This is a genomic window from Chitinophaga sp. GbtcB8, assembly GCF_019091455.1.
Taxonomy (GTDB): Bacteria; Bacteroidota; Bacteroidia; order Chitinophagales; family Chitinophagaceae; genus Chitinophaga.
The window spans coordinates 1-22,478 of sequence record NZ_JAGXJN010000050.1; the positions used below are offsets into that span (position 1 = coordinate 1).

Genomic DNA, 22,478 nt, shown 5'->3' on the forward strand with positions numbered 1-22,478 from the left:
ATCAAAGTTTTGCTTTTCCATATGGTCAGTTTAAAGTTAATCAACTTTTTACTGACACACTTTTTGTAATAGTCTCTGCGACTATTAGATATTCATCATGAAGTCATTACTGCAGATTGTAAATACTTAGGTAGCGGAGACCTTTCAGGAACAGAAAAATTAGATATGGCTCCTTCCACAGAATGGTGGCCATACAGAAATCAACTTTTGGTAACATTGGCTTCAATGAAAGGAGTCTCAATGGGCCTAAAATCACTTATGGTTGGTACTGTAAAATCTGATGGGTTTCACAAGGATGGCACAGAGACCTTTTACAAACGCATAAACTCTTTAATGAATTATCAGGAGGGAGAAATCATCATTGAGTGCCCAGCTATCCATTTATCTACAATAGAATTGATACAAATGTCTTCTGTTCCAGATGAAATATTGCTTTGGGCACATTCCTGTCATACATCTAACCGGCCGTGTGGACATTGCCGTGGATGTTACAAATACATTAAAATAATTGAAGCATTAAGATTGCAATAAATCTGTTTTTCTTTAATTGCTATATTGCTTGAAACAACTGGTTAGATAATTCTCTAACCCAGTCCATAAAAACGCTGGCGCCCAAATTTTACAAAGGCCGTCTCAAAAGTAATTTGGGACGGCCTTTTTGTTCGTTTTAGCCGAAATATTAATTGTAATGTGCCGGAGCGCTTGTTAACACATTGTAAGGAACTGAACTCTGGAGATCAATATGCTCAGGAGAAACACCCTGCTGCTGTTGCATCTCTTCTTATACCTGTCAACTTGCCGGAACCTTTTCTGCATCATACCAATCAACAGTCTTATGAAGTATCTCTTCAAATTTAAAGAGGTCATCAACAGTTAAAATTTCTGTCCTTGTCTCCTTTTTCTGCTCATCAAAAGTGCCAATATATCTTCGTGAGCCGTTCAAATATAATCTACATATCGTTTTTCTATTATTGTCATCCAGCAGTATTGCAAAATAAGATTGAGCATCCCGGTATACTATTCTGCTGGGCTTTATCTTCTGCCGGAGAATTGTCTTTACGATCATGTAACCTTCTTTTTCCTCTTCTGTGGTTTCAACCAATGAGCCCTTTTCTTCGGCCTTTGTAGTAGCTAATTCCTTTTCAGCATCAGATTGACCCGCATCATTTTCCTTTTTCAGCGCAGATTTAAGCCTTTCAGTGATTAGATCATTTATGTATTGTTGTATTGACTTCTTTATAAGTGCGCCGAATTGCTCAACAAGTTTTGAAGTTAGCATTCCCCGGTATATCTGTTTTGCAAAGAGTTTAATAAACCCCTCAGAGGGATTTTGAAACTCGGCGTTTATCAGCGTTTTGAGCTCATTCATATATTTTAGCTCGCTCGCAGTGGTTTGAATGTCTTCTATATTGAAATATGACTTGTGAAACTTCTTTAATTCTTCGATCTGGTTGTCTTTTATATCCGTAACATTAAATTCAAAGAATGGCTTTTCATCCATTTTATTCGGTTCAACAAGATCTGTGTAAAACCGGTAAATTATTCCATTTGATAACAGGCCGAACTTAGCGGCTGTAGTATGAAAGTACCGGAAAAGCTGGGAGTTGTGCGGATCCAGGCTTTCTCCCCAATGCTTACATTCGATCAGTATGGCAGGCTGGCCTTCTTTCAGGACCGCATAGTCTACTTTTTCGCCTTTCTTGATCCCAATATCCGCAATGAATTCCGGCATTACCTCAAACGGGTCAAATACATCGTAACCCAGGGCTTTAATGAAAGGCATGATAAAAGCATTTTTAGTAGCTTCTTCTGTTTGAATCTGGCTTTTAAGTTTTTCGACCTTGTCGCCAAAGAGTTTAATTTCGTCTTTAAAATCCATGTTAAATTTTTTCGGGATTGATTTTATTAGAATTTGTTATGGGAGATAGATTACGCTACGGATCCGTCCTTGCTCTTAGTCAAATCCTTTTTCAAGGGCATTCAATCGCCGGATCTGTAAGTTCATATGGTGCAATACAGCCTTCTCGTAATCATTAGACCGGTCGCCCATCTTACTGAACAATACCAGCATTTCTATAAAAAGGAAAAACAGGATCCAAAGGAACCAGAAACTCAATGCAACATTGGAGGCCGATATCAATCGTACCATAACTTTTAACTCGTCCAGAAATCCAGTACTTGCTTCCATTTTCCTTTCAAGCGTTGGTTTTATGTCGCGCAATTCATTTTCCTCCAGGATCTTTTGTTGCCGCATAGCACCGATGGTAGAATCGAGGGATGGTATGAATGCCGTTTTAGGATTTGGAACTGTACTAGTTGCAGTAATAGAAGTATTTTCTCTTTTAAAAATAATCGTATCCTGGCCTGAAGATGTTTTGCCCGGAACAGGCACCATCCTTGACTGTGTCTGAGTATTCAGGATTGTTTGATTGGGATGTTTGCTGATATCATCCATATACTTTCTCCTCTCCTCTTCCTTTCTCTCTATTGTCGTGTCCAGCGCAGCAATCTGCTTTCTTAATTCTTCCGTTTTCGAGGGCAATATCATATCTACTTTCTCTGAGACGTAAGATATCTTTTCGATCTCAATATCCTTCTCAAACAATATCTGATCGATGATCACCGCCCCTAAAACAGACATCATTACAGCCAAACAGCCTCTGAATATAAGCAGCAGCCGGCTTGGATTAATGGATAAGACGATCTGCTTTTCAACCTGCACAATGATCACTGTTGCGAGTATACCTGCCAGCATACAACCCGGCAGGCTGAGTGTCAGGTAACGCTGCGCAAAGGTAAAACCGATAAAAAACCAAAGAATGCAAACGATCAGCATAGCTGCCGTGTATTTTTTCACTGATTTAAAGGCAGCTTCACTACAGTTTCTTAAAATATTGTAGTTGTACCCGGTCATGAAGCAGCCGAAACGGATCCATAGATGTTTCATAATACCCGATTTTAAAAGTTCTTATTCAGGATGATGTGACCGGAAATTGCAGCAAGGCCATTCCTGAATCCCCGGCTATAGCTGATAATGATGCCATGCCCCACGCCCTCGTTAAGTTTTGCCTGCTCTTCAATTTCTATGACTTGTTTAATATGACTTTCGGCAGTTTCTTTCTTGACGGTGAGTTCCTCCACGGTATCTATCATTCCACTTCTGCTTCTGCTGGTTATGTGGAAATTGATCTGCCTGATAAAGTCTTCGTAAAACGTTTTTACTTTTCGGATAGATCTCTCCAGGTCATTTTTTAAAGCGATCACATTTTGATCCAGATGGGTAGTATCAGGATTCATCAACGCGTCGTTATACCCTTTGGATTCATAATTCTTGTCAAGAAAATCATACAGAAGATGTATTCCGCCATTGAAGGCCGGAATAACCTTTTCTTCCGGCTGTTCCGGTTTTTCCTTTTCTATAAAAGTGGCTTCCGGAATATCGGGCATGGCGGTTTCAACAGCCATAACGTGATCATGCCCATTTTGGCGTTGCCGGTTGAAAATATCAAATAAGCCCATACATATTTTTTAAATGGTGATTGTTGGTACTTTGTATTTATTATGTCCCTTGTTATGACAGGATTCGCAAAGAGTAATAAGTAAATGGTCCGGGTATTCCCAGGGAAGGCGGAATTTTTGTTGACTTGCCAAGAAGTGGTATTGCCGGTGATGTACCTGCAGATCCTTATTCCCTTTACAATGCACACAACAATTCATGTCGCGGCTCAGTATTTCTTTTCGTTTAGCCTTCCAGTTAGGGTGAAATAAAAGTGCACCATAACTACCGTGAGACTGAACGTTCAGGGGAGTATTTTCCGGAGGGGAATCAGGAGGAGATTGCTTGGGGATATCCTTCTGAATATACCTGCGGTAAGATCCGTGTTCCTTAAATTGTAAATACTTGTACGGTAGATCATTTGGAGTATTCATAATAACACAGGTAAGCGCTTATTGAAATGTAATTCTTGTTGCAGTTATTTACTGCTCCCATTTACAAAGGGTTCTGTCTTTCATCGCTTTTTCAAGCGGCATGCTGATGATCCGATGCTTACAATTGCTTAGGCCGCGGCAATTCGATCTGTAATGGTACTTTGTGGCGCTTTTGCTGTCACATACATATACTGTGATCTGATTGCAGTTAACGTAGCTTGTAAGCAGCCAGGCGTATAGGAATTTCATGGCCGGTCGATTCAAATAAAAGGGATTAACAAAAGGAATGGTATTCCTGCCTATCTCGTGTGGCAGGGCTGGCAACAGCTTGTAACGTGTATCTCATGATCGCCATTGGGTTGCGCATGATCGTTTACATAATACTTTTGTTTCATAGTGATGTTTTTTTATGAACCAAAAGTATATTTCAAAAAAGTACTTTTTTTATGGGAAACCGTAATGGGTGATTTTTTGAAGAAATTATATGGCGCCCAGATCCTTGCAATAAGCTACCAGTTGCTCATTCTTGGAAAAGCCAAGTGCGTCTTTCATTTGATTGAGCCTTTTTTCTATACTGCTTAAGCCAGACGGCTTTATTCCATTTTGTTGAAGGTGCGCAGGTATGTCTTTCTGCAGCATTCCCTGCGCAAGCAATGTAATAATCCTGATATCAAATTCCGAAAAGGCGTAAACATTCCTCTTCTCGATCAGCTGCATGATATGCCGGGGAAAATAGCGGCGATGCCGGGTGATTTCACTGATCGCCTCCTTAAGCTCTCTGGCGTCATTCCTGGCTTTACGTACAAAGCCATCGATATCAAGCTGGCTGTAGAGCTGGTCAATGATGGCGGGTCTGCTTTCTGCCGAAAAAACGAGGATCTTCAGGCCGGGCTGTATTTTCCTGGCGGCAGTAATTAGCTCCATTCCACCGGAGAGGGTCTGTTCCCGGGCATCCGGCTCAAAATACAGATCGGTAATAAGCAGATCGAATGAGCTGCCGGCCTTCAGCGCTATGGACACCTTGTTGAGGGCATCATCGCAATAATAAGCGTGCGCTGTATCAACGATGGCCAGGTCTTCCAGCGTTTTCTGTAAGGAAATATTAGCACTTTCGTGATCTTCGGCTATCAGTACCTTTGTAATCATGATGATTGAGCTATTGGGAAGGAAATGTGCATCTTTAATCCCTTAGCGGGATGTTCAAATGTATACCGGCCGCCAATTCTTTTAATACGGTTTTCCGTATTCCGCAATCCATTTCCATACTTAAATTGCGGTGGAAGGCCAATGCCATCGTCGGTGTAGTGTATGTGGAGCTGACCGTTTTGATGTTCGAACTTGATCGCTACAGAATGTCCCTGGCTGTGCTTTTTCATGTTGATCATCAATTCCTCCAGGATATGTTCAATTTCAATCTGCACCTGTGCATGGGTATGGTTCCAGAAAGTGGGATCATTTCCGATGATCAGGACCCTGGTATGATCAGACCCGAAGGAGCTCAACAGATCTTTAATTTTTTCATGAAAAGAAAGCCTTGAGATCGTGGGTTGTTCATACGAGATATCACGTGACCGCTCATACAATATCTCGATCTTATCGATCAGTTCTTCTTTGTCAATAGGTTCTTTATACTCAAGCTCTGTCATGATACGGTATAGGCCATTCGCTACCCCATCATGCACCTTTTGGGAGGTCTTAAGTTGATGTTCCTGTATCGCCTGCCGGGATGCGATCTCTATCTGCTGCCGCCGCCGCCGATGCCGTTGAATAATGAAAATGCCAATGGAAGTAAAGATCAGGATAGTAAGCACCAACATGAACCATTGCACAATCAGTTGGTTTTCTTTTTGTGCATTATCCTTTTGCAGCTGAAGATTGTCGGCCTTGTTCTTCGCAGCTTCATACCGGATCAATGCAAATTGGTTCTTGGCTGCATTCTTTGCCGTTTGAAGACTATCTGTCAGATATTGGTAACGAATAAAATAAGGTTTCAACAATTTGGGAGGGCTGAGTGTAATAAGTTTTGAAAGTGCTTCTGCTTCGTCATCAGGACTGTTAATTTGCCTGGCGATCCCGTACCGTTTCTCAGCATAATAAAGCGCTGAATCAGGCATTGAGGTTGAATAATAATCCGACAGATGCGCGTAGCTGGCATTGAGCCCCCTGCTGTCATTTGAATCTCTACGGATCTGCAACGCATATTTTAGTTCAGGTGCAGCATGATAACTGGAGTCTTTAAGCCATTTTGTTCTTGCATAGTTGGAAAGTGTCCGGGCATATTCTTTTTTCGTTTCTTTACTTTTTACCAGTAGAGATCTGTATAGATCAATAGCCTGATCATAGTCTCCTTTCTTTTGATAGGTCAGGGCTATACTATTTAAAGCAATGGCCTTGTCGCCTGGATCTTTTATATATTTGAGCGCTTTACGATAGTAATCGATGGCTGCTTCATAGTTTTTGAGGTTAAGACAGATATTGCCCAGCTCATGATAGTCTGAGCTCAGGCACTCCTGATCTTTGCTGCTGTGTTCATGAAGATAACTGAGGGATTTTAAAAGACTTTCCTGCCCTCCATAATGGTCCCCTTCATATGCCTGGATAATTCCCATATAAGTGTAGGCCATTGCAATTTCAAGACTGTCTGTAGCACTTGTTGCGAAAAGATTAAAGTAATAAAAGGCTGAGTCATTATTCTTATTGAAGAACGACTCCCCTTTTTCCAGCGTTGGTGCGGAAACCGGTTGCAGGGTATCCTGCTTTGATTTACAGGCCAGCAAACCGGCAAACAGCATTAATAGGATAATGTATAGGGGTCGCACTGATGGTTATTTATCTTAAAAGTATCAAATTTTCAAATTTTGGCGAAGTAATATTGATCGGCATTAAAAAAAGTGGGGCAAGATCTTTCTTGCCCCACGGGAGTTTACATTAAGGGTTTGGTTTCCTTGGAGGGATTGTTCCGGTTTCGCCGCCGGTATCATCCAAAGTAGTGACCTGACCACCATTGTTATGGTTATTGCCATTATTGGAATGGTTGGGGCATAAGAATGCCAGGAAAAAACTTAATATAATCGGAATCATTGTTTTAATTTTTAAGAATTAGGAAAGCAGCTGCCGGTTGCCGGGGCTGCCGGCAGCGGAGTTTTACGCGAGTGAAGAAGCGCTTCTTACTTTTTTTGGGAAGTGTTGTGGGCGTGGATCACGGAAGCTGATCATCGCTTCCCAAGCCGGTAACCGGCTTCCGCTTTCTTTGCCCGAGGTGAACAGGTTCTGTACAGAGAGCCCCTTAGCTATAGAGGCATTACCTGATTGCGAAACGAAGATAGAACGGGTTAACAGGTTGATTTACAAACAATTCCAATAATTCCGTGGATTCCTGATATTCCACGGGTAATTCCGGTAATACCGGCTCTATTCCTATTATTCAGTCTTATAATTCCGTTTATGGCGACATTTTTTAAGGACTACGAAGAACTGGTTTTGCAAGCCTATGAGCGAAAGAAAGTAGATAATGAGCTCCCCCACGGCCTGAAGTACCTGACACCCGCGAAACTCAAAGAAGAATGTGTAGTGAGATGTAAAAAGGGTGTAAACAGGCTAGATGAAATGATCATTAGGGAGTTCTGTGGAGACCTGGATGAATCGAAAAAGTGCCCGATGATCATTCAACATTGCGGCACGGATAAGTTCAGACCACTAGTGAACTATCTGAAAAAGAAGTCTGAAAAGACAGATCCGAAGAATATCGAGCTCCTCGCCTGGTTAATTGACTTTCCCCACAGGCCTTGGGAGCTAGGGAAAAAGTATCCTGACGGCGCGAATGAAAATCCGCCGTTAAGTGATACCGGCCCAGTAGCAGGCGAACCGGAAACAGTAGTAAATACCCCGGCAAACGAGTCTGATATACAGACCGGAATTCCGGAAAATCCGGAAAATCCGATGCGGTTACTGGGAGAAGATGTGGATACTAAGACAGAGAAAGCTGGGAAACAAGTAAAAAAGGGGAGATCCAGGAAAAGGCTGGCAGCCACCGTTGTGTTGTCACTGGTATTGGCAACAGGTGGCGCGTGGTTATTGATACATATATATACAAGGCCGGGCGGCTGTATGTATTGGAGTGAAGATCACTACAAGCCCATAGCTTGTGATCAGAAAATACCGAATGTGAGGATCATAGCATTGGACATGACGAAGCTGAAAAACTTCAGGAAAATAACTACACCGGACACGATCACCTACCAGGCCATAGGGAAGGTCTGGTATTCTAAAATTGATAACAAAATTGAATTCTATACATGGTATGGGGAGCATCCTGTTATCTATGGGCGCTGGCTGAAGCCAATCACCAAATATATAATCGACATACACATCCGCCAGGGTATGGTCACGAAATAGTAACTAAAACCTAAGCATTACACCGCCTCCGGCTACCTTAAGTCATTTATTATTCCAGCATCTACCCAGTAAATATCCCGGTTGCTGGTATAAAAGAAATATTTTCCATCCGCCGTAACAAAGGGGCATAATTCATGACCTGGAGTATTGATCTTTTCTCCCATGTTCTTTGCTTTTGTCCACGTACCATCCTGTTTTTTAAAACTTATATACAGATCGCCTGCACCATATCCATCGGGATGTGTTCCACAGAAGATAAGGTAAGATCCATCTCTGGCCACAAAAACATCAGCTTCGTATTCCTTTGTATTGATCGTGGTTTCTAAAGGCAACGGTTGCTGAAACCCTCCTGGTCCTGCGGCTGAGGCATAGATATCAAAGTTGTCTGTTTTTTCATCCTTAGCCATTCGATTGGACGAAAAATACATTGTTCCGTTCTTTGAGAAAGAGACATAGTATTCATTTTTGCCGGAATTAATCGCTGCGCCCGCGTTGATAGGTGCTGACCAGTGATCTCCATTTTTCTCTACATACCAAATGTCATAGTCTTTCTTTTTTCCTGATCCATCCAGCGGTTTATCAGATATAAAAAACAGCTTGCTTTCATCGGGAGACAACATCGGGTCGTTGTAACTGAATGTCTGACCGGAGAGTATCGTCACTGGTTTTGTCCATCCCTCCCTTGTTAGTTTCATGAATCTGACTTCGGCCTTGCTGCCTGCATTAACAGCGTAATAAAATTCAGTGCCATTGATTGAAAATACCGAACCGAATTCATATTGATTATCCAATGATACAACACCGGGAGCGAATTTAACCGGCTTCATACCAGGTGGCCGTTCACCAAGATATTTATTGGATTGTTCCGCTGGCGTTTGTGCAAAAGCGATGCTTTGAGACAGGAAGATGAGAACTAAGGGTATTGATTTCATGATATATATTTAAATTTAAACTGGCGGGAAAAATTAATGCAATGGCATCTTTAGAGCCATGATATAAATTAACGGTAGCTAACCCATTTAATTCCAAACAAGCCGCGGTGTTCTTCTTCATTTAAATAGTCCCCTTCGTTGAAACGTTTGTATAACCAATAAGGGACACTGCGACGTAACGGTCTGGCATTTTCACTGACTGTTTGCCAGTGGGTTGGTCCGGTCATACTATCAGCAGGCAGCAGGTAAAAATAATACACATCAATTTCACTGACGTCGGGATCGTTGATGGCAATTGTTGTATGATCCGTACGGGTAATATAATATTTCATATGCCTGGGAACAGAGAAGTCGAAAGCGTAGTTTACAGCAAAGAAAAAAGGGATGATGTAAAAGGCTAGTGTCCGCAGTAATGCCCGCATGTTATGTTGGTGTACTTCTGCCGGGGGTGTTTTTTTGCCAAACAACAGATACCAGCATATTACCGGTATTATGATCATGAGTATCCACCAGAAATAAGAGGTTGTATAGATCTGGAGTATGTGCGCCAATACAAGCACGTAGAGCACGGCTATGCCCGTGGCGATGAAAAAAGGGAGCACCAGTCCCAGCTGAGGATAGCCAGTGAAAAAGGTATCCATTTCCGTGTGTTGCAACACATGGAAGATATACCTGATCACCGGTAGTAGAAAGATAATTACAATGAGGTACCGGAACGTTACAGATAGTGGGTTCGTGAATAAAAGGGCAATACCCAGTAATATCCGGGTGACAGCGGAAAACATGATCCGCTGAAGGAGACGGTTTCTCATCTTTTAAATTTACAGGATTATACTTTGAAAGTACAAGTTTTGTCCGCTGACAAATGTGACATTTGAGCTGACGCAGTTTAAACTAACGTGTATACCCGCTGAAATCAGCTTACGTAAATAACTAATTTACAAGGAATTACGAGATGACATTTTGGGCCAGCAGGGTTACTTACAGGAACAGCCCACTTTTAAGCAATATAAACCATTAGATTTCAGAGAATTGCCCGGCAGGTACGTAGCATTTAAACATAACCAGGAGCTGCTTCTTAACGGGGAGCATCGTTGCAGAAAACTCCCTTCTTGCGTATCTTGGAATTATATGCAATTCCATGTTCCCGTAATGCGCTATCTAATCATACTTATTCCGCTTCTTAGCTTTTTCCCAGCCAACGCCCAGACACCAAAACACAAACTGGACTCTCTGGCCCGTAGCCTGGAAACCTATTCCAACGCTGCACCCCGTACCTCCCTGTATATACGTACCAGTAAGGATATCTATGAATCGATGGAGGACCTTTGGTTCAAGGCCTATGCGGTGGACGCCCGGCATCAGCTGCTCTCTGCCATTGACCAAACCCTTTACATCCAGCTGGTTCATGAAAGAACAGACAGTGTTGTGTGGGAGGAAACATACCCTATTGAAAAAGGCATTGCCAGCGGGCATATTTACCTGGACAATGCACTGCCAGACGGGAATTATTGGTTATGCGCCTATTCCGCTCATTCCCTGAGCGCGGATGCCGCATCCTTCCAGGGGGCGCGGAGAATAAGAATTGTGCAGAATGTGGCGGAGCTGCTACGGAAAAAACCAGCAGCGCCCCCCACTGATAGCCTGCAAAAAAAAATACAGTTTAGCCTTCTGCCCGAAGGTGGCTTCCTGTTATCAGGCGTAACCAACCGTATTGCTTTTAAGGCAGTAGCTGAAAACGGCCTGCCCTGCGCGGTTTCCGGAACTTTGTTTGATGGTGATAAGGCCATCGGATATTTTAAGAGTACCCACGCAGGTATGGGCAGCTTCCTGCTATTGCCGCAATCCGGCAGCACTTATTACGTAGGCCTGGATACACCCTTTGCTAACACGCGTTACCCATTACCCGAAACCAGGAAGCAGGGAATGAGCTTCCGGCTGTTGAGCAATAGTAAAGACAGCATCAGCTTCCGGATCTATAACCAGGGACTTGAAAAACAGCTTTTCTATTTCAGGTTGCAGACAAGGGGCCTGACCCAGCTGATGGCCTCAGCAACAATAAAAGACAGCCTGGATCTTAAACTGCCTTTGCAGGATGTGACAAGCGGTGTAGCCGAAGCAACGCTTTTTGACCATCGCCCGGTACCTGTAGCGGAACGGCTGCTTTATATAAAACCGGATAACCGTTTATCTGTTACAGCAAAACTTTCTCAAAAAAGCTATGGCACAAAAACGAAGATCCTGCTGCAGATACATACCGCGGATGAACAAGGCAAACCGGTTATTGCCCAATTAGGGGCAGCCGGGTACGACCGGATCTATCACCGGCCAATGGATCCAAACGATATACAAACACATTACCTGCTATCCACCCAGCTAAAAGGTAATATTTACAATCCCGGTTATTACTTCGATACCACTAAAACAAACCGGGAACAAGCCCTGGACCTATTGCTGCTAACACAGGGCTGGCGCTCCTATTCCTGGAGTGAGGAGGAGCTGAAAAAAATGGGAAGCCCCGTATTATCTGACAGTATCCGGGGCCAGCTGGTTGCGCTCCGGAAGCAAACAAGATCTACCCAACAGGCTGTGATGTTCTTTGATGCAGCACAGCAACACAGTCAGCTGACAACATTGGATAGCCGGGGATGGTTCTGGCTTTCGCCGGAAAACTTAAAATTATCAGGGAACATTTACATTAAGCATTACGGTGAACAGCGGGATTTTGAATTGAAGGTATTTAACCCTTTTGAATCCATTCATAAAATAAAGCCCTGGCAAAAAATAAGCTATCCTTTGGAAGGAACATCCTCCACCACCAATGAGCAAATAAACGAAGCAGATCTTTTAATACTCACCCGTGGAAGTATTAAGCTGAAAGCCGTGGAAATACAGGGAAAAACAACGGCCGTATTCCGCGACAAATATACAGGCCACCTGGACAGCCTGGCGAAGTACCAGCAGCTTACTGACAAGACTCACGGGGGATGGTTAAACTGCCCTGCAGGGGATGGCGATGAGCGGCCCGTTGAAGGGCAGACCTACATTGTATGGACCGGCCCTGCCCCACCCACCTCACACCCCTTCTCATTCAACTCCACTAACACTAAACAAATTGTTTATCATTATCCCAAATACACGGAGGAAGAGCTGTTAAAAATGTTCGGACTGGCCAGAGCAAAAGGTTATTATCCCGAAAAAGAATTTTACCAGCCCAATTATGATAAAGAACCCGATCCCCTGCCCGATTACCGGAATACCCTGCTATGGGCGCCCGATATTATAACGGATGAAAACGGGAATGCCAACCTGGAGTTCTTTTCCTCCGATATCAATGCTGCTTTTTATGGTATAGTGGAGGGTATCAGCGATCATGGCATGGTAGGTAAGTGTGATTTTGAGTTTACTGTAACGAAATGAGCTTGCGAATAATTATTTACGATGGTCAACCGGCGAAATAGTCAGCGTACCTGTTTCATTAGTAGCGGGAAGCGTGAGCTGGAGCACTCCTTTCTGTAAACGTTTGAGCATAACTGGTTTTCCAATGAACTGCGCCTCGTAATCAAATGCCGGATCCATTACTGCCAGCATTGCGCGTTTATGCGGCAAGGTAGCCTGATCAAAAGAAATATCCGCTTTATACGATGTATGCTCATTATTAAATGACTGCCTGTTGATCCAGATCTCAAACCCCGGTGTTATAGTTCCTGTTTTATAGTATGCATCAAACCAGCACAGCACGGGTGTAGACAAACCGGAGAACTGGTGCCAGCCTGCGCCCCTGCCTGATGCCGCCAGGAAGTGTTCAAAGGTATAATAAGAGGCATACGTTTCTCTTTTATAAACATCCAGGCCCTTTGATGCTATCTGGTAAGCAAGATCAGTTCTATCCATGTCCAGCATGCTTTTCCAGATAAACCACTGATGCGGCATCCATACGGCTCCGTTCCAGTAACCGTCTATACGATAGTAAGGAGCTGACTGGTCTACAACGGTAATACCGGAAGGGCTCCACATATGTTTGGGCGAAAAGATCTTGTCTGTTAAAATTTCCTGCTGAGGGGCTGTACACATCCCGGATATCAGCGGATAAGCGCCATCCAGGCCCATATTGAAATTAACGCCGGAAACAGGATCGTTGTAAAAGCCGGCGGCATGGCCTGCGCTGTCGTGCACTACATATGAATAGTATCCGCTCTTTGCATCCCATGCATTGTTTTGCAGGGCGGCGGTAAACCGGCTGATGTCCTTGTCATATGCTTTGAGATCGGAGGGCTTGTTGAGCGCCCTGGCGGCCATTCGCAGGATCTTGGCTACACGGATGATATGCGCCGTGGTTACTACCGGTGTTACCTGTTTTTCCAAATGCTGACTATGAACGCCTGCCTGTGGCGGATAATCATCCCAGCCTCCTGAATTATAAAAATAATCCCAGGTTTTCAGCAGACCTGATGACAGCACATTGGTGGAAGAGCTTCCATAACGCCCTGCCAGGAATTCATAATATTGTTTAAGCCGGGGATAAAAATAGCTGAGCAATTCCCGGGATTGTGTTTTATTCCACAGCTCAAGGAATGCATAGACCTGAACAGGCAGCGGTGAACCGTGATGAACGAAGGCAGACTGGCTTCCCGGCGGTGTTACATAGGTATTGATACATTCAGCCGTAAGTGCCGGATTGATCGTTGAAAGACCCAATGCAACAAAACCAAGATCCCAGGTATACAGGCTGTTCCACCATTTGCCGGGTGTAAAATGCCTGATGTACTGATCTTGCGTATAAACAGGATATACCACATTTGAAAGCAAGGTACTTTTCAGCATCTTATGACTGAACAGGTATTGCCGGCCCTCCGGCAGTATTCCCTTTTCTTCGGGTATAGTATCTTTCAGCTGCGCGGCAAAATGTGTTTTTAATGAGGTACTATTTTTCAATGCTGCCAGCACAGCATCATGGGTGCCGCAGCTAAGCAGCGCGGTACATGTTTGCGAGGAAAATGGTTCCAGTTGTACCGGCCTTATAAAAACATTGGCATAATCACCTTTCATATTTCCATTCAGCACTTTGGCCACATGGTTATGCGTTTCATCCCGGAGAAAAATATCCAGCTCATCATTCCGGATACTGCGGATCTTAAAAGGCTCCGTATCCCAGCTGATGCCGTAATACAATGGTACATCCTGGTATTTGAGCAGCAGGCTGCGTGCCGCAAGGTCTTCTTCAGTCACAGGCGTTTTAAGCATTGGCGCCGGAACAATTGTAAAAGGCTCGCGGGATAACTCCGTGGTGATAACGAAACCATTCAACAGTATATCGCCACCGCCAAGTGAGGTAAGGGTTAAACTACGTTTATTGCTGCCCGTTGTTTCAAACGGAACGTCCAGCACAGCAAGCGTATCACTTGCTTTGAAAATAACTTTTTGGTTAACCAGCCCTGAGAGCTGCACGGCGGACTCCTTTCCGTTCTTCATGGTATAAATAAAAAGCAGCCTGCCCTTATTAATGGCCTTTACATCGTACTCAATTTTATCGCCCGGCTGCCGGCCAAATCCACCATCAATGCCACGGCCGTTTATAAGCCGGGAGCTGCGCACTTCTCCCCGCATCCATCCGTCATAAACAAGATCAGTATTGGGCCGCTTAATAACATATGAGATGGAACGGTAGCTCACTGCATTATACCATAACGTGCCATCGCCATATTTTAACGTTTGCATCCCGTAGTTTTCGGGATATTCCATAGATGCTACCAGGTTCAGGGAAAGGTTCTGCGGAAGAGCGGTATTGTTAACACAATGCATAGATACCAATACAGCAGATGTATCGATCAACGTATAGGTAACATCGGTATATACCTGGTCTTTCCATTCAAGCTCATACCGGTAGGTAATGGCGCTCAGATCATTTTTCACATTCCAGGGAAAATAGGAAGATTCAAACCGCACGTTTGGCACCAGGAGCTTATTTCGGTAATAACCTGGCAGCACAGAAAAATCAAAGCGCATACCGGAGGTAAGATCCGGAATATGGGAAATGCCTGCATACCGCTTGGAATAAGGCCCCCAGGACGGCAACCGGAGATCGTGGCTGCCATTAAGCTTTGAGGTATCAAAATTTTGTGCGTAACTGTCGGTAGCTAATAACAATGCCAGGCAAAAGATACACCCTGCTATTTTCATCCGTTAATATTTTATTTAATGCTTATCCGCTTTCATATACCAATCAATCACGTTATTGCGAGGAGCCGGAAGATTGCTTCGTCGCCCCACACACACTGGCTTTACTTTGCTCCCCGCAATGACGTAAATTTTTTTAGTTAGAACCTTCGTTCTGCGTGATCTTTGAGCTATTAATATCTATCTGGCTTTGTGGGATCGGGAATACCTGGTTCTGCGGGGTAACAGGATTTACCGGGTTGATCTGGGCTGCTTTTCCATTGATCACGGTCATGGCGCGATCCGTTCTTACAAGATCATACCAGCGCAGGTTCTCAAAGGCAAACTCCACTCTTCTTTCATGTTCCATTGCCAGCCGGAACGCTGCCTGGCTGGGCACTTCAGTGGCGGTAAGATCATTGAGCCCGGCACGGCTGCGCACCGCATTAAGATAAGTAAATGCTTCTCCGCCTGCAACGTATCCTGCTTCGTTCAAACATTCTGCATACATCAGGATCACATCTGCATAACGGATGATGGGGATATTATTTCCATTATCATTTATAACAGTTGGAACATCATAATACTTTTTAACGAAGTTGCCCGGAATGGTAGCGCCACTGGCATTCACGTAGGAAGTGGCTATGGTTGCCGCTTGTCGCTGATCACCTGCTTCATAGTCATTTACCAGGTCGTCTGTAGGTACATTATTTCCGCCGCCGCCAAACTGGATAACTGCGTTCCCTGAATTCTGCGGTGCAAATGAATTGGGCCAGGGATTTCCCTGTCCTATGCCACCGGATTTATATTGCACATCAAAGATGGCTTCTTTATTGTTCTTGTTGTTCACTTTGAAGAAATCTGCATACACCGGCACCAGCATATACTGGCCCAGGTCAATTACAGCCTTCAGCTGCACGGCTGCCGGAGCATATTTCTTTTGCGTTAGCAATACGCGGCCCAGCATAGCTTTGGCAGCGCCCTGTGTAGCCCGGCCGGCATCTGCACCGGTATAGGAAGCTGGCAGCGCCTCTGCAGCTTCTGTAAGGTCTTTTTCTATTTGTGCATATACATCGGCCTTCGGGTTCCTGCCATATTCATAACCTTCATCCGGGTTAATGATCTCTTTTAATACCAGCGGCACATCTCCAAACGTGCGCACCAGGTTAAAATAAAAGAGGGCGCGGAGGAACTTGGCTTCCCCGATATACCGGGCTTTCAGCGCATTGTCCATTGTAATAGGGTCAATACGGCCCAGAATGGCGTTGCAGCGGCCTATTGCCGTGTAGCTGTTGCTCCAGCGGTTATTGATGAACGGGTTGGTGGTACGGATATAGAAACGGTCAAACTCGTCCTGGTCCGTTACGGAACCGGAAGCTACCGGTGTGGAGTTATCGGACCTCACCTCTCCAAAAATGTAACTGTCAGCGCCATAAGTGCCGCCTGTTCTGAGTGCGTTATAAGCGCCGTTGACGGCGTTTGTAAAATCTTCCGCTGTTTGGTAGAAATTATCAGTAGTGACGGAAGATACCGGCTTCAGGTCTATAAAACCTTTGCCACAGGACGACAACAAAAGAACCAGTAATATAGTGTGATGATTGAATTTCATGAGATGTCAATTTTATAGTTTAACCTGAACACTAAAACCCGATGTTGATCCCAAAAGTCACTGTTCTTGCCAATGGATAACTGCCGTAATCAACGCCACCTGTAAGCGGCCCTTCATAATTACTTACTTCCGGGTTGTAATTCAGGTATTTTGTCCAGGTATAAAGGTTCTGTACGGAAGCGTATATCCGTACCTGTTGCAGCTTAAGACGGTCTATAACAGACTTTGGCAACCTGTAACCCAGGCTTACATTCTGAATGCGCAGGTAAGAGCCATCTTCTACCCAGCGGGAAGAAACGGCATTGTTATTACCGGTTGTGCGCGCATTGGCTCTTGGCACTTTGCCATTACCGGGATCTTCCGGGGAACGCCAGCGGTCCAGCGCCAGGGTCAGGTTGTTGCCTCCGCCTTCCAGGTTATCAAAAAAACGGCGGCTCAGGTTCAGGATCTGACCTCCCTGCGTGCCCTGTATAGCAATACTGAGATCAATATTCTTATAGGAGAAGGTGTTGGTCATGCCATAAATGAAATCAGGCTGGTTATTACCAATGATGGTCCGGTCCCTGGCATCCAGGATGCCATCTCCGCTTACATCTTCATATTTCACATCACCCGGCCGTGTAGTGTTATCATGCGGATTAGTATGCAGGTCAGCAGCATCCTTAAATATGCCCAGCTGTTTGTATCCGAAAAAGCTGCCTATAGGCTCCCCTATCATCGTAACATTTGTTTCTCCCACACCGCTGCCGCTCAGGATGCGGTCACCGGTGGGTCCCAGCGCCAGTACTTTGTTCCGGTTGAAAGAAAGGTTGGCGCTTGTATTCCAGGTGAAGGCCCCGGTAAGATTATAACTGCTTACACCAAACTCGAAACCTTTGTTACTCATCTTTCCAATGTTCTTGAACGCAGTACTAAACCCGGTGAGCGTGGGCACATTTACAGACAATAACAGGTCTTTGGTGGTACGGTCGTAATAATCAACAGAAACAGAGATCCTGTTTTGCAACAGGCCTATGTCCACACCCAGATCCAGCTGCTGGTTACGTTCCCAGCTAAGGCCGGGATTACCCAGCGAGCTAACAGCAAGGCCGGTAACCACGTTGTTGTAAAAGCTATAGTTGGTAGAGCCTACGCCTGCTGCATAGGGATAAAAGTTATTGTTGCCAAATGAATTGTTCCCGGAAAGGCCATAGCTGACGCGCAGCTTCAGCTCTGACAGTACCGGCAGGTTTTTCATGAAGGGTTCTTCTGTTACCCTCCAGCCGGCAGAAACAGCCGGGAAAGTGCCAAACCTGTTATCAGGCCCGAACATAGAAGAACCATCACGGCGCACTGATACTTTTAACAGGTATTTGCCTTTATAGTTATAATCTACCCTGGCAAAGTAGGAAACCGTAGCATTTGCTAATTTCTGGGAGGTCACGGATGTTGGCTGCCCCGCGGCATTAAGCGTTTGCACAATATCGTTGGCAAAGGTGCCGCCACCTGCGTTGGAAGACTGATATTGCAGCTTATTGGATTCCGTACCGGCCAGCACTTCCAGGTTGTGCACATCGTGGAAGGATACATTATAGGTCAATACCTGGTTCACCAGCCAGCTAACCCCTTGTTCTGAAAATGCGCTTCCTGTTGCAGCTGTAGGCGGCAAAAGCTGATTCAGCGGCATCTTTGAAGTGGTAAAAGCATTTCTCCTGTTCTGGTAAATATTGGCATTACCGGAGATCCTGTATTTCAGGTTTGGAAGGAATGCGTATTCCGCGTATGCATTAGACAACAGGTTCAGCTCATTAAACTCACTGTTGTATTCTGTAATATTGGCAACCGGGTTGGTGATGCCGGGCAGGTTGTAGGGAGCGGCCAGCGCCGTCATAGAAGAATAGCTGCCGTTTGCCGCATAGATAGGAGCCATAGGCATGGTATTGAGCGCGGCATTGATAATACCGTTGTCTGCCCAGTGCCCGTCTGACCTTACTTCCTGTGTTACTTTATAGGATGGGTTGATGTTTACCCCGATCGTAAGCTTTGGCGCAGCTTTAATATCCACGTTTGCCCGCAGGGTATAACGGTCCATGGCTGACTTTTTGATAATGCCATCCTGTGAGAGGTAACCTGCGCTTACGGTGTACTGCACATTTTCAGAGCCGCCCATAACAGAGAACTGGTAATTGCTGATAGGCGCTGTACGGAAAATAAGGTCCTGGTATTTGTAATCAGGCAGTGCGGCTACTTTTGCCGGATCATCAAAGTTAAACCAGTCAAAAAGATCTCCGCGGGGATACCGGTAACGCAGGTAATTGGACGGTCTTACGCTGTTAGGATCTGATATTTGCGCGCCGGGCACATTGTCCAGGTAAGCGTTGTTTGCCGCATCTTTGGCAAATGCTGCATACTGTTGTGAATTCAGCACATCCAGCTTTTCAGTCACCTGCTGAAACCCGGTGTATGCATTCAGGTTCATCCGCGGTTTGCCGACGCGGCCTCTTTTAGTTGTTACGAGGATCACGCCGTTGGAACCACGGGAGCCATAGATAGCTGCGGAAGAAGCATCTTTCAGCACATCTATCTTGTCAATTTCTTCTGCATCAAGCAAGCCGAAAACAGATGCCGGAACAATGTTACCATCCACTACTATCAACGGGCTTGTTCCTGCGGAGATAGAACCAAAGCCCCTTACTTTGATGGCAGGCGTTCTGCCGGGACTTCCGGAATTCTGCTGCACCACTACGCCCGCTATTTTACCCTGCAGGGCAGAGGCTACGTTCGACACAGGCATATCGCTGATCTCCTTCATGGGAACAGAAGCAATGGCGCCGGTAACATCCCGTTTCTTTTGCGTGCCGTAACCCACCACCACCATTTCTGTGAGGTTGCTGGAAGTTGCCACCAGCCTTACATTGAGCGTTGTTTTACCTGCCAGCGGCAGCTCTTGTGGCGCAAACCCGATGTAGGTAAATAATAAGGTATCATTGGCAGAGGGAACATTCAAAGTGAAATGCCCTTCGGCATTAGTAGTAGCGCCCAGGGACGTGCCTTTTACATTAATGCTTACGCCGGGCAGCGGCAGGTTCTGATCATCTGTTACCAAGCCGGTAACTGTAAGCCGGGCCTGACTTACAGCTGTCCCGTCGTTTCCCGGTGAAATAACGATCAGGTTATTTCCCATATCCCGGTACCGCAGGCCGGAATTTTCCAATAATTTATTGAGTGCATCGGAAACCTTTGCATTCTTCACGGAGAAATCTACTTTTTTCGTTAGCAGATTAAGGTCGTAATTATATATAAACCTGACTTTGGCCTTTTTCTCGATCACATTCAGGATGGTGCGCAGCTCAACCTGTTCAAAGCTGGCTGTTATGGTCTGGCTGAAAACTTTTGCTGCATTGACCTGTGAAGCGGTTAGGAAAATAATTAACAAGGAAAGCTTCATACATAGAAGGAATTTAAGCAGGCGTGGCATCATAACTCCCCTGGCGGGAGGTACGTTTTTTTTCATAACTTTAGATTTATGGTTTAAGAAGAAAGAAACCCGTTGATTTTGCCGATCGGAGGTTTCTGAAACATTAGACTTATCGGGGAATGTTGCTGCATTTCCCGATTTTTTTTGCTGTTACTGGTAGATGTTTACCTCATTGTTGCTGATTTTAAAGGTGAAAGGCAGCGAGAGCTGCAAGGCTGACAGTACTTCTGTGATAGTTTCGTTCTCGAATTTTGCGTGAAACCTATACCTGGCTACTGCCGGGTCATGAATAACTATTTTTACGTTGTACCATCTTTCCATTTCAGCTGCGATCTCCGGGAAATCCTCCCCGTCAAAAACAAGCTTATTGTACACCCAGGCCGTTTCTACCATGGCGGTATCTGCAGCGCTTTTTTTAAGTTGTTTCACGATCATATTATCCGGAACAGCGGGGCGGGAAGGGAGGCTTGTATTTGCAGCAACGCTCTCCGGAACGCTACTCACTACAACTTTTTCATGCGGATGCAGCAGTATTGCCTGATCACTGCCGCCGGTTTTTGATACCTGCACCAATCCCCTGATCAGGGTGGCCTCTGTTTTATTATCTTCCGGGTAACACTTTACATTGAAAGCGGTGCCCAGCACCTTTATATTAATGTCGCGGGTATGAACGATAAAGGGATGCCCGGAATTTTTAGCTACATCAAAATAGGCTTCTCCCTCCAGCTCCACTTCCCGCAGGGAATCCGTAAAATTGACAGGATAGCTGATCCTGCTCCCTGAATTAAGCCATACAACGCTTCCATCCGGGAGTAATAATCTTGATTTGGCGCCGGGTTTGGCGATGGTTTCTATACGGGAAACCAGGGGTACAACCGGTTGGCTGCGGAACTGTTTTACGTATAACCAGGAGAAAAAGATCACCCCTGCAAGAACGGCGGCTGTAGTAAGGATGGCTCGTATATAATGCGGCCGGCTTTTGTATACCGGCCCGGCCTCTTCCTGTGTTTCGCCGGCCGCGGCGTCCAGTATATGACGGAAATGTGCTTCGGAAGCTGCGTCTTCATCAGCCATAGCCGGAATGGGAGTAGGCCAGTAATCTGTTAAGAGGGAAAGCAAATAGGCATCTTCCGGATACTCCTTTAAAAGGGTATCCAGCTCCTTTATTTCTTCGGGAGATGCTTCCCGGGATAATTTTCTGGCAATTAGCTGTGTGATCCGTTCTTTATGCATTGAACCGTGGTTAATGATAAAGACAGGGAAATGGAGAGATGACCTTAAAGCGCCAATAAATTATTTTTTGACCGTCTTTTTGGGGAAAGCGGTGAAATGGGCCTGCACTTTTTCAGAAATACGTTTAACGGCAATCACCATCTGGGCATCTACCGTATTTACAGTGAGGTTCAGGATCTCGGCCACATCCTTGTAGCGGAGGCCGTCTTCACGCACCAGCTTAAAGATCATCTTGCACCTGGGTGGCAGGGATTCCACCGCGGAGGTGATCTTTCCCAGCAATTCGGCACTGATCATTTTTTCGTCCGGCGCCTGGTCACGGCTTAGCGCTATATCAAAATGATTGAAGGGTTCTGTGATCTGCCGGTGGGCTTTGGAAGAGAGGTAATTAAGGGAACTGTTTTTCACCGCCACATAGAGGTAAACGCGGATATTGGAAATGGAAGACGCTTTTTCTCTTTGTTTCCATAACTTAACAAATACGTCATCCACTATTTCCGTGGCTGCTTCCTTTATCTTCACAATGGAATAGGCAAACTGGTTGAGCCGGGGGCTGTAATACTGGAACAAGCGGCGGAACGCCTGTTCATCCCCATTCCCGATGTGCTGAAGCTCTACAAGCGGCTCCTCGCTTATATGATGTGAAGTATTTCGCAAGCAACCGATTATTGTGATTTTGATTGACAAACGTACAACCGCTGTCCTCCCCCTGAAAACCGGCGCAACGGCCAATGTTGACGCTACCGGTGAATTTATTCAAATCTCA

General features: G+C 45.1%; 15 protein-coding genes. 3 read left to right on the forward strand and 12 right to left on the reverse strand.

Features of this window, described 5'->3' with window-relative positions; genetic code table 11:
- The first annotated feature begins 165 nt into the window (after positions 1–165).
- On the forward strand, positions 166–531 hold the full coding sequence (locus KVT36_RS33300) for a 7-cyano-7-deazaguanine synthase (RefSeq protein WP_217606894.1): 366 nt from the start codon (positions 166–168) through the stop codon (positions 529–531).
- Positions 532–790: 259 nt separating this feature from the next.
- Here KVT36_RS33300 and KVT36_RS28795 read toward each other — a convergent pair whose 3' ends face one another.
- The 5 genes from KVT36_RS28795 to KVT36_RS28815 form a co-directional block, all read right to left on the reverse strand.
- Positions 791–1,879: a type I restriction endonuclease gene (locus KVT36_RS28795; RefSeq protein ID WP_217606895.1), complete on the reverse strand. Its 1,089-nt coding sequence runs from the start codon at positions 1,877–1,879 to the stop codon at positions 791–793.
- Between the two features lie 75 nt (positions 1,880–1,954).
- Entirely contained in the window at positions 1,955–2,947 is a 993-nt protein-coding gene (locus KVT36_RS28800) for a DUF4407 domain-containing protein (protein ID WP_217606896.1), read from the reverse strand.
- Between the two features lie 11 nt (positions 2,948–2,958).
- Positions 2,959–3,519 (reverse strand): hypothetical protein, encoded by a 561-nt coding sequence (locus tag KVT36_RS28805; protein ID WP_217606897.1) that lies wholly within the window; start codon positions 3,517–3,519, stop codon positions 2,959–2,961.
- A gap of 891 nt (positions 3,520–4,410) precedes the next feature.
- A complete protein-coding gene (locus tag KVT36_RS28810; RefSeq protein ID WP_217606898.1) occupies positions 4,411–5,076 on the reverse strand; it encodes a response regulator in 666 nt (221 codons plus the stop codon).
- A complete protein-coding gene (locus tag KVT36_RS28815; protein ID WP_217606899.1) occupies positions 5,073–6,722 on the reverse strand; it encodes a tetratricopeptide repeat protein in 1,650 nt (549 codons plus the stop codon). Before KVT36_RS28815 ends, KVT36_RS28810 begins: the two co-directional genes overlap by 4 nt.
- A 652-nt stretch (positions 6,723–7,374) precedes the next feature.
- Here KVT36_RS28815 and KVT36_RS28820 point away from each other — a divergent pair.
- Positions 7,375–8,325, forward strand: a complete 951-nt coding sequence (locus tag KVT36_RS28820) for a hypothetical protein (RefSeq protein ID WP_217606900.1) — start codon at positions 7,375–7,377, stop codon at positions 8,323–8,325.
- A 32-nt stretch (positions 8,326–8,357) separates the two neighbouring features.
- Here the strand turns inward: KVT36_RS28820 and KVT36_RS28825 are convergent, their stop codons facing one another.
- Both KVT36_RS28825 and KVT36_RS28830 read right to left on the reverse strand, forming a co-directional pair.
- Positions 8,358–9,257: a hypothetical protein gene (locus KVT36_RS28825; protein ID WP_254640240.1), complete on the reverse strand. Its 900-nt coding sequence runs from the start codon at positions 9,255–9,257 to the stop codon at positions 8,358–8,360.
- A gap of 68 nt (positions 9,258–9,325) precedes the next feature.
- Complete coding sequence (locus KVT36_RS28830) at positions 9,326–10,069, reverse strand: hypothetical protein (protein WP_217606901.1); 744 nt, start codon at positions 10,067–10,069, stop codon at positions 9,326–9,328.
- A gap of 340 nt (positions 10,070–10,409) precedes the next feature.
- Here KVT36_RS28830 and KVT36_RS28835 point away from each other — a divergent pair, with 340 nt between their 5' ends.
- Positions 10,410–12,677: a hypothetical protein gene (locus KVT36_RS28835; RefSeq protein WP_217606902.1), complete on the forward strand. Its 2,268-nt coding sequence runs from the start codon at positions 10,410–10,412 to the stop codon at positions 12,675–12,677.
- 12 nt (positions 12,678–12,689) lie between these two features.
- Here KVT36_RS28835 and KVT36_RS28840 read toward each other — a convergent pair whose 3' ends face one another.
- The 5 genes from KVT36_RS28840 to KVT36_RS28860 form a co-directional block, all read right to left on the reverse strand.
- The gene (locus KVT36_RS28840; RefSeq protein WP_217606903.1) at positions 12,690–15,437 is read right to left on the reverse strand and encodes a hypothetical protein; all 2,748 of its coding nucleotides are present in this window, start codon (positions 15,435–15,437) and stop codon (positions 12,690–12,692) included.
- Between the two features lie 133 nt (positions 15,438–15,570).
- Positions 15,571–17,022: a RagB/SusD family nutrient uptake outer membrane protein gene (locus KVT36_RS28845; protein WP_217606904.1), complete on the reverse strand. Its 1,452-nt coding sequence runs from the start codon at positions 17,020–17,022 to the stop codon at positions 15,571–15,573.
- Between the two features lie 31 nt (positions 17,023–17,053).
- A complete protein-coding gene (locus KVT36_RS28850) occupies positions 17,054–20,449 on the reverse strand; it encodes a TonB-dependent receptor (protein ID WP_217606905.1) in 3,396 nt (1,131 codons plus the stop codon).
- A 180-nt stretch (positions 20,450–20,629) separates the two neighbouring features.
- Positions 20,630–21,712 (reverse strand): FecR family protein, encoded by a 1,083-nt coding sequence (locus tag KVT36_RS28855; RefSeq protein ID WP_217606906.1) that lies wholly within the window; start codon positions 21,710–21,712, stop codon positions 20,630–20,632.
- 60 nt (positions 21,713–21,772) lie between these two features.
- Positions 21,773–22,369 (reverse strand): RNA polymerase sigma-70 factor, encoded by a 597-nt coding sequence (locus KVT36_RS28860; RefSeq protein ID WP_254640241.1) that lies wholly within the window; start codon positions 22,367–22,369, stop codon positions 21,773–21,775.
- Between the last annotated feature and the right edge of the window lie 109 nt (positions 22,370–22,478).